The organism is Clostridioides sp. ES-S-0190-01, from assembly GCF_020658275.1.
GTDB lineage: Bacteria > Bacillota > Clostridia > Peptostreptococcales > Peptostreptococcaceae > Clostridioides.
In genome coordinates, this window is sequence record NZ_JACVWA010000037.1 from 160,239 (window position 1) to 168,881 (window position 8,643).

The window sequence follows — 8,643 nt, forward strand, 5'->3', positions numbered from 1 at the left end:
ACTTCCCCTTTTCATATTTATTTACATTTATTAAAACTTCCAGAATTCACAGGCAACATCTTTCATTTCTTTAACAATAGCTTTTTTATCTAAGTTAACCAATTGTTTTTCTTTTAAAATATGTTTACCATCTATGTATACATTTGATATAAATTCTTTTTTACCTTGCACTACTATCTGGTCAAATATATTATCAAGTGTTACAGGAGTTTTAAATTCATCTTCCATAACTATTATATCTGCTTTATTACCAACTGTTATTTTTCCTGATTTTTGAAGTCCCAATGCATAAGCACCATGTTCTGTTGCCATCTTAAATACTAAACTTGCGGGCATTACAGATGCATCTTCTTCAACTGATTTATGCATTAAAAATGCACCTCTCATAACTTCAAAAAAATCATTTATATATCCATCTGTGCCTAATGCTACTTTTATGCCTTTTTTAATCATTCGTGGAACTGGAGAAAAACCGCCACCTACTTCACAATTACTAAGAGGCATGTGAACTACCTTTACACCTTTCTCCTTTAATATGTCTATCTCTTCATCATCTACTTTTACACATTGAGACGCTAATACAGTCTCATCTAATATATCTAAATCATTGTAGTAATCAACTGCTTTTTTATTAAAGTGTTTTTTAGAGTAGTTTGGTTCATATATACTCTCACATAAATGAAATTGCATTGGTGCCTCTAATTTTCTTGCATCTTCTTTAGCTTTTTTGATAAATTTATCTGAACATGTGAAACTAGTATGTGTACACATTATTCCATTTATTAATTTACTGTTTTCTCTACTCCATTTTATTAAATTAGAATTTTCATCTAAACATCTTAACCCATTTTCATAACTTATTCTTTCACAACTTTCTAGAGATAAAACTGCTTTCATTCCTATTTCTTCTAGTATCTTCCCTTGCTCAATTAAAGTTCCTTTTTCTGTATTTGGAGCTTCTAATGTGTCACAAAATGCTACTACACCAGATTCTATAAGTTCTATTGCAGATGCTTTAGTTGTGGCTTTTACTTCCTTTAGTCCTATTCTATTTTCTATAAACGGCCACCAATAGTCATTTAAAAATCCTTCGAAATCAGTAAAATGTACATTTGCTGGTATTCCTCTAGAAAGCACTCCATATTGATGCATATGCCCATTGATAAAGCCTGGCATTACTATGGCATCTGATTTATTTATTATCTCTGAAATATCTTTATATTTTAATTCAACTTCTTCATTTGGCAATATATCTTTTATAATGTCATTTTCTATTACAACAGCATAATTTGTATATATTTCATCAGCAGAAGATATTAAGTATTTACTTTTTATAGCAACCATTTATTTACCTCCCTGATTTAGTTTTTTCATAGCCATATAAACCTTTTCAGAAGTTATAGGAAGTTCTCTTATATTCACACCTACTGCATTAAAAATTGCATTTGCTATTGCTGGTGCTGGCGTATGAATAACTATCTCTCCTAAAGATTTTGCTCCATATGGTCCTGTTGGGTCATAATTATCTACAAAATCTACTAATATATTTCCTATATCCTTTTTTGTTGGAACTTTATACTGTAACAAATTAGAAGTCTGAAGTTTACCATCAGAACCATGTCTAGGATCTTCATACATTGCAAGCCCTATACCTTGAGTTACTCCTCCTTCAACTTGTATTCTTGCAAGTGCAGGATTCATAACTGTACCACAATCAGTTGAACAAGCATAGTTTATCACCTTAAACTCACCTGTTGTTTTATCTAGTTCAATCTCTGCAAAACCTGCTAAAAATGGTTTTGCACTCTCTTTTATCCCATAAGATTCAGATGAGTATAAGACATCTTGATTTCCACCACCAACAGATTCTCTTCCTAATTCACTTAATAAAACAAACTTTTCTACATCCTCACTATAACAAACTCTGTCTTCATATAGCATTAAATCATCGATTGGTAGGTCTAATTTCTTCTGTGCTACTTTTAATATCTTTTGTTTTAAACTTTCAGCTGACTTTATTGTAGCATTTCCAGTTACATAAGTAGTACAAGAAGCATATGCTCCAGTATCATATGGACACATATCTGTATCTCCTGTATAAACAGAAATTCTATCAATAGATGTATTTAGTGTCTTGGCAGCAATTTGTGCAAGTATTGTATCAGAACCAGTTCCTAAATCTGAAGACCCAGAAAATAACTTATAAGTTCCATCCTCATCCATTCTCATATTTACTATTGCCATATCTATGTTAGCTATACCAGAACCATGAGTTCCAACTGACATTCCAACAGCTCTTACTTTATTATTCCCAATATCTATAACAGGATATTTTTCATCCCATCCAATTAGCTTTTTGCCTCTAATTATACATTCATCAAGTGCACAACTTCTTATTGGAAAATTCATTATTCCGCCTTCAGTTTGCTTTTTTATAATGTTTTTTAATTTTATTTCTGTTGGGTCCATATTAAGTTTATGTGCTAATTCGTCTATTGCACAATCAAGTGCAAATGTACCTTGAGTTGCTCCGTACCCTCTCAATGCTCCCCCTGGAACTAAGTTAGTATATACAGTCCTTCCATCAAACTTTATTGCAGGTACATTATTATAGGTTGGAAGCACATTATGCCCTGACTCGGAACAAACTGAAGGTCCATTGTCACCATAAGCACCTGTATTGTTTAATGCTTTCATATCTATAGCTTTTATATTTCCTTCTTTATCTGCTCCAACTTTTATGTCAAAAAACATCTGATGTCTAGTATTAGTCATTGCAAAAGTTTCTTCTCTAGTATATATAAGTTTTGCTGGTCTTTTCGTCATCCAAGTTACAAATGACGCATATATCTCTGTTACAGCTATATTTTTTCCACCAAAACCTCCACCTATCCTTGGCTTTATTACTCTCACCTTTGAAAGAGGTATTCCCAATGCTCTTGAAACCTGTCTTCTCATATGATAAGCTGATTGATTTGCAGAAGTTACTACTAGTCTACCATTAGTATCTATATATGTGTAAGCTCTATGAGTTTCCATCATACAATGTGCTTGTGATTGAGTCATATAAGATTCTTCTACTATCACATCACACTCTTTAAACTCTTTTTCTACATCACCTTTACCCATTTTTTCTCTTGATACTATATTTTTTGTAGCATCTAATCCAAAATCAAACGGACAAAACAAATCATCTTCTTCATGTATTAAAATTTTATTACCTTCTGATTCTCTTGCATCTAATATTGGTGTCATTACTTCATATTCAACTTTTATAAGTTTCATTGCTTTAATAGCTGCTCTTTCATCTTCAGCCGCTATTATAGCAACTTCATCTCCTACATATCTCACTATATCTTCAAGTATTAATTGGTCATGAGGTGATGCTTCTGGATATGATTCTCCAACCATTGAATATCTATAATTTGGTACATCCTTGTAAGTAAATATATCTACTACACCTTTTACTTTTAATGCATTTTTTATATCAATATTTTTTATTTTTGCAAAAGCATGTGGGCTTCTAAGAAGTTTAATAGTCAAAACATCCCTATGAAAAATTAAATCTTCAGTATATATTGGTTTACCAGTAACAATGGCTTCACTATCTATTTTTCTTACTTCTTTATTTACCATTAAACTCACCCCCAATACTATTATACATTCTAACAACTAATGCTTTTGCCATATCTTTTCTATACTCTTTACTTCCTCTTATGTTACTTCCAAATGAAAGTTCTTCACTTGATACCTCTCCAGCTTTGTTTGCATCATTTTCTAAGCTTAGCACTTCACTTGCTTTGTATGCAATCTTTGCTCTTCTTGGTCTAGCTCCTATTGCAATTTTATAAGAATTTCCTTCTTTTAACATTGCCCCATTTAATACCGCAAAATCACCTGTACATTTTCTTATTGAATCAAATACACCTATAGCATCTTTTTTAGGTAATATAATTTCCATTAATATATCTTTTTCAAGCTCACTTTCTAAAAAATCAGCTAAATTCATAACCCCTTTTTTATATAACTTAACCTTTGCATCTACTACTAGTAATGAAGGTATTAAATCTGAAAATCCATACTTAGCAAATACGCTAGCTCCCACTCTAGCTCCACTTCTAAATTGAACTCCTACTATATTAGAAACAGCGTTTGAAATTACTCCACTACAGTAATTTTTAATAACCTTATTTAATTCTAAAGTTCTTAAACTTGTATCTGCTCCAATTAATATACTATTCTCAGTTTCATTTATATAATCTAAACCTAGGTCTTTTAAATCTATTGCTGAACCAATATTTTTGCTACCTAGTTTTAAAAATCCGCAGCCTCCAAGTATTATGTTGTTTTTTCTTGATATTAGCAGTTCATAAGCTTCATCTAAACTTTTTGGAACTACATATTCCTTTATAGTTATCATATTCTCTCCCCATATCAATTTAATTTTCACTTAAAAAAATTTAAGTGTTCAAATATTTATGTATTGCTCTTAGTTGACCTTTATATCCTGTACATCTACAAAGATTTCCATTTACATAATCTATAACTTCTTCTTCTGTTGGATTTTGAAGTTCTCTTTTCATTGCTAAAACCATCATTATAAATCCAGGAGCACAAAATCCACATTGGTCAGCGCCTTCATCCGCAAGAAAATCCCCAAATTTCTTAGCTTCATCTACTACGCCTTCAAGTGTTGTAATGTGTTGTCCCTCTACTCTAGCAGTAAGATAATTACAAGACAGCACAGCTTTGTTATTTACCATTACTGTACATAGACCACATGAGCCAGTATCACAACCTTTTTTAACACTTACATATCCATTTTCCCTTAATGTATCTGCTAAAAAATCATCTGGTCTTACATTCAATTCTTTTTCTTTATTATTTATGGTACATTTGATAATCAAATAAATCACCTCAAAACTCATATTTTTAAGCCAAAGTCTATACTATATTTAATTTATTTAAGAATAATATTGTATTTATTAATAAAGACTATTCCACTTATGGCCTTCCATTCTATTCTTTATAGTCCCTCTTACACAAAGTCTCTCAGCTGTATCTTGAGCATCTTTTAATACTTTTTCTTCATCAGTTGTTAATATTTTTGAATCTTCCATTATTATATTTCCATCCACTATAACACTCTCTATATTTTTCATGCTAGAAGAATATACTAATGTAGACACTGGATTATGCATAGGTATTGCTTTTGGTGAAAGCATTGGATTAAATATTAGTAAATCTGCTTTTTTACCAATTTCTAGTGAACCTATCTCATCTTCCATTCCAATAGCTCTTGCTCCATCTATAGTCGCTAGTTCAAGAACTTTTTCTGCTGACATTGCTAATGGGTCACATTTATTAACTTTATGTTGAAGTGCTGTTAATTTCATAAGTTCAAGCATATCTTGAGAGTTATTGCTAGCAGCTCCATCTACGCCTAAACTAACTGTTATTCCTTTTTTAAGCATTTCTGGTACTGGTGCAACTCCTGAAGATAAATACATATTACTTGCTGTGTTATGAGACACCTTCATGTCATATTTTTTAGTAAGTTCCATATCCTCTTCAGTTAAATATACACAATGTACCATAAGTACATTTGGTCCAAGTATTCCCAATTTCTTTAAAACATCTATGTCATATTGCCCATGCAATTCTTTTGCTGCTTCTCTATCAAAAGGAGTTTCTGATATATGTACTGTAAATAAAGCATCATCATATTCTTTTACTACTCTCCAAAGCATCTCAAGCATTTCTTGAGAATTTGACCATATTGCTGCTGGAGCTACTCCTATTTTGATTCTTCCATTCTCTGTATTGTGGTGTTTTTCAAACAATCTTCTTACATCTTTTTCAACCGTTTCTACGTCTTGCATTATTCCAGGATGAACTCCAAATTGAGCACCTGTGTTCATACATCCTCTTCCAAGTATTCCTCTTATTCCTAATTCTTTATAAGCATCTATTATTCCATCACAAAGACCTTGTTTACTGTGAGGGTACATATAGTCAACCATTGTTGTTATACCACTTCTAAGACCTTCCACACAGCCAAGCATTGCAGCATCATAAGTGTCCTTTGGCTCTAAGTAATTGGCTGCTGGAAATGTCATAGTTTCTAGCCAATCTTTAAGTACCATATCATCTCCTAATCCTTTTAATAAAGTTTGGAATAAATGATTATGTGTATTTATAAAACCTGGGAATAGGACTTTGCCCTTAGCATTTATTACCTTTTTAACATCAGTGTACTTACTTTCTATTTCTTTAGAATTCCCAATATCTGCAATCTTGTTATCTTTTACTACTAATGCCCCATCAAAAATAACTTCTCTCTCTTTGTTTACAGTTACTATTATGGCATTCTTAATAAGTATATCCATCATTCTTATTTCCCCCTGCATTATTTAGTAATTTTTCTTTTAATATATTGACCTGCTGGTTGCTCCATGATATTACAACTTTGTACTACATGCTTTCCTCTTAAAAAAACATCTTCAACTTTACATCTGACTTTAACTCCTTCATATGGAGTATAATCTACATTTTGTTTTTGATTCTTATAACTGATTATTTCTTCTTTATCTGTATTTAAAATCACTATATCTGCATCACTTCCTACAGCTATTTCACCTTTTTTAGGATACATCCCAAATATTTTAGCAGCATTTGTGGAAGTAACTTCTACAAATTTATTTACACTTATTCTATTTTCCAAAACCCCATATGTATATAAAAGAGATAATCTATGTTCAACACCTGGTGCTCCATTTGGTATTTTACTAAAATTATCAATTCCTAAATCTTTTTGACCTTTAAAATTAAATGAACAATGGTCTGTACCTACGGTCTGAATATCGCCCTCAGACAAACCTTTCCAAAGAAAATCTATATCTTCTTTTTTTCTAAGTGGAGGAGACATTACATATTTAGCTGCCTCAAATTCATCCTTATTATATAAACTATCTTCTAATAATAGATATTGCGGACATGTTTCTACTATCATATCTACATTTTTTTGTCTAGCTATCTTTATACTTTCTAGTGACTCTTTACAACTTAGGTGAACTACATATGATTTTGAGTTTGACAATTCAGTTATATCAGCAAGTCTTGAAACAGCCTCTTTCTCAACTATGTTTGGTCTTGTAAGTGGATGATATTTAGGTTCTAAATCTCCATTTTGTAAACGTTCTTCTATTAATGCATCCAATAAATCTCCATTCTCACAATGAAATTCAACTATACAACCTAGGCTTTTAGCTTCCTTTAGTACTTTGTATATTGTTCCATCATCTACTTTCATACCTTCATATGCCATATACATTTTAAAGGATACTATTCCATCTGAAATAAGCTTTTCCATGTGCGTAAATGTATCTTTATCTAAGCATGTGATTGTCATGTGAAATCCATAATCACAATAACAATTTCCACTTGCTTTTTTATGATATGTTTCTACACCTTGTATTAGATTTTCTCCTTCACTTGATTCTGCAAAGTCTAGTATAGTGGTAGTTCCTCCAGCTATAGCCGCTCTTGTTCCTGTTTTAAAATTATCAGCAGTAGTTATAGAGCCTGCATTCATATCAAAGTGAGTATGTGTATCTATACCTCCAGGAATTATAAGTCTCCCTGTAGCATCAATTACTTTATCATTATTTATTTCTAAATCATTTCCTATTTCAGTTATCTTTTCATCTTCTATTCTTAAATCACTTATATAAGTTTTATCAGAGGTAATTATAGTTCCACCTCTTAGTATTGTTCCCATATATACCTCCTAACTTTTAAGCTCTAGTAGATTCTTTTAGAATTTTAATTTTATATTGTTTACATAAATTTATGTTTGCCAAAGGTGCTAAATTTAGCACCTCTAGACTATATTTAAATAATTTATTGTGAACTAAATATTATTTTCCATATACAGATTTTAATATTCCATAGTAACCTTCTGTTCCTATAAATAATTGTTCTTGTTCTATGTACTCATCTATTGTATGAGCAAGATTTTCTTTAGAAGGACCAAATCCTATTGTTTTTATTCCAGCTTCACCTGCATAGTGACTTCCATTTGTACAGAATGAATATTGAGTTATTTCTGAATCTATTCCAGCTTCTTTTAATCCTTTGTATGCTGCTTGAACAAATTCATCATCTTCATCATATAACCAACCTGGGAAGAATCTTTCACTTTCTATAGTATTTCCTGTATAACAGTCAGCTTTTTCAGATGCATAAGAAACTTTTGCATTTAATTCTGAGTCTTCTTTCATCATTTCATCTAATAATGCTTGTATTGGAGCTAATACTCCTTCTCTTGTTTCTCCAACTAATAATCTTCTATCAAAAGTAGCTTTACAATAATCTGGCACCACTGATGCACCTGGATATGGAGAAGATTTTATATCTGTTAAAACTAATATTCCATCACCTAAAACTGGATGAGTTGGAGGTACTAATTGTTGTATTCTTTGAATTACATTAGCCATTTTATAAACTGCATTTACACCTTTTTCTGGGTTAGCAGAGTGAGCTGGTTTACCAAAAGTTTCTACAACTATTTCTCCTCTACCTCTTTGACCAATCTTTAAGTTTAGTTCTGAAGATTCTCCGATTACAACATAATCAGGTTTA

7 protein-coding genes are annotated in these 8,643 nt (G+C 31.4%); all 7 read right to left on the reverse strand.

All coding sequences use genetic code 11. From position 1 onward, the window contains the following. Positions 1–30: 30 nt before the first annotated feature. Positions 31–1,344: an amidohydrolase family protein gene (locus IC214_RS13355; protein WP_227482577.1), complete on the reverse strand. Its 1,314-nt coding sequence runs from the start codon at positions 1,342–1,344 to the stop codon at positions 31–33. Further along, on the reverse strand, positions 1,345–3,636 hold the full coding sequence (locus tag IC214_RS13360; RefSeq protein ID WP_227823991.1) for a xanthine dehydrogenase family protein molybdopterin-binding subunit: 2,292 nt from the start codon (positions 3,634–3,636) through the stop codon (positions 1,345–1,347). Further along, a complete protein-coding gene (locus tag IC214_RS13365; RefSeq protein ID WP_227434965.1) occupies positions 3,626–4,420 on the reverse strand; it encodes an FAD binding domain-containing protein in 795 nt (264 codons plus the stop codon). Before IC214_RS13365 ends, IC214_RS13360 begins: the two co-directional genes overlap by 11 nt. Positions 4,421–4,460: 40 nt before the next feature. Next, positions 4,461–4,907 carry a (2Fe-2S)-binding protein gene (locus IC214_RS13370; RefSeq protein WP_227434963.1) on the reverse strand — a complete coding sequence of 149 codons (447 nt, stop codon included), beginning with the start codon at positions 4,905–4,907 and terminating at the stop codon, positions 4,461–4,463. A gap of 78 nt (positions 4,908–4,985) precedes the next feature. Continuing rightward, the gene (locus IC214_RS13375; protein ID WP_227434961.1) at positions 4,986–6,392 is read right to left on the reverse strand and encodes an amidohydrolase family protein; all 1,407 of its coding nucleotides are present in this window, start codon (positions 6,390–6,392) and stop codon (positions 4,986–4,988) included. Positions 6,393–6,409: 17 nt separating this feature from the next. Continuing rightward, a complete protein-coding gene (gene hydA / locus IC214_RS13380; protein ID WP_227482576.1) occupies positions 6,410–7,780 on the reverse strand; it encodes a dihydropyrimidinase in 1,371 nt (456 codons plus the stop codon). A 139-nt stretch (positions 7,781–7,919) separates the two neighbouring features. Then, positions 7,920–8,643 (reverse strand): YgeY family selenium metabolism-linked hydrolase (locus IC214_RS13385; RefSeq protein ID WP_227866738.1); only part of this gene is annotated, 724 nt, incomplete at its 5' end.

What these genes read in the sequence shown, in the direction of transcription:
- IC214_RS13375 (WP_227434961.1), bottom strand. Translation starts at nt 6,392, where the DNA reads ATGATGGATATACTTATTAAGAATGCCATAATAGTAACTGTAAACAAA.
- IC214_RS13365 (WP_227434965.1), bottom strand. Translation starts at nt 4,420, where the DNA reads ATGATAACTATAAAGGAATATGTAGTTCCAAAAAGTTTAGATGAAGCT.
- IC214_RS13355 (WP_227482577.1), bottom strand. Translation starts at nt 1,344, where the DNA reads ATGGTTGCTATAAAAAGTAAATACTTAATATCTTCTGCTGATGAAATA.
- hydA (WP_227482576.1), bottom strand. Translation starts at nt 7,780, where the DNA reads ATGGGAACAATACTAAGAGGTGGAACTATAATTACCTCTGATAAAACT.
- IC214_RS13360 (WP_227823991.1), bottom strand. Translation starts at nt 3,636, where the DNA reads ATGGTAAATAAAGAAGTAAGAAAAATAGATAGTGAAGCCATTGTTACT.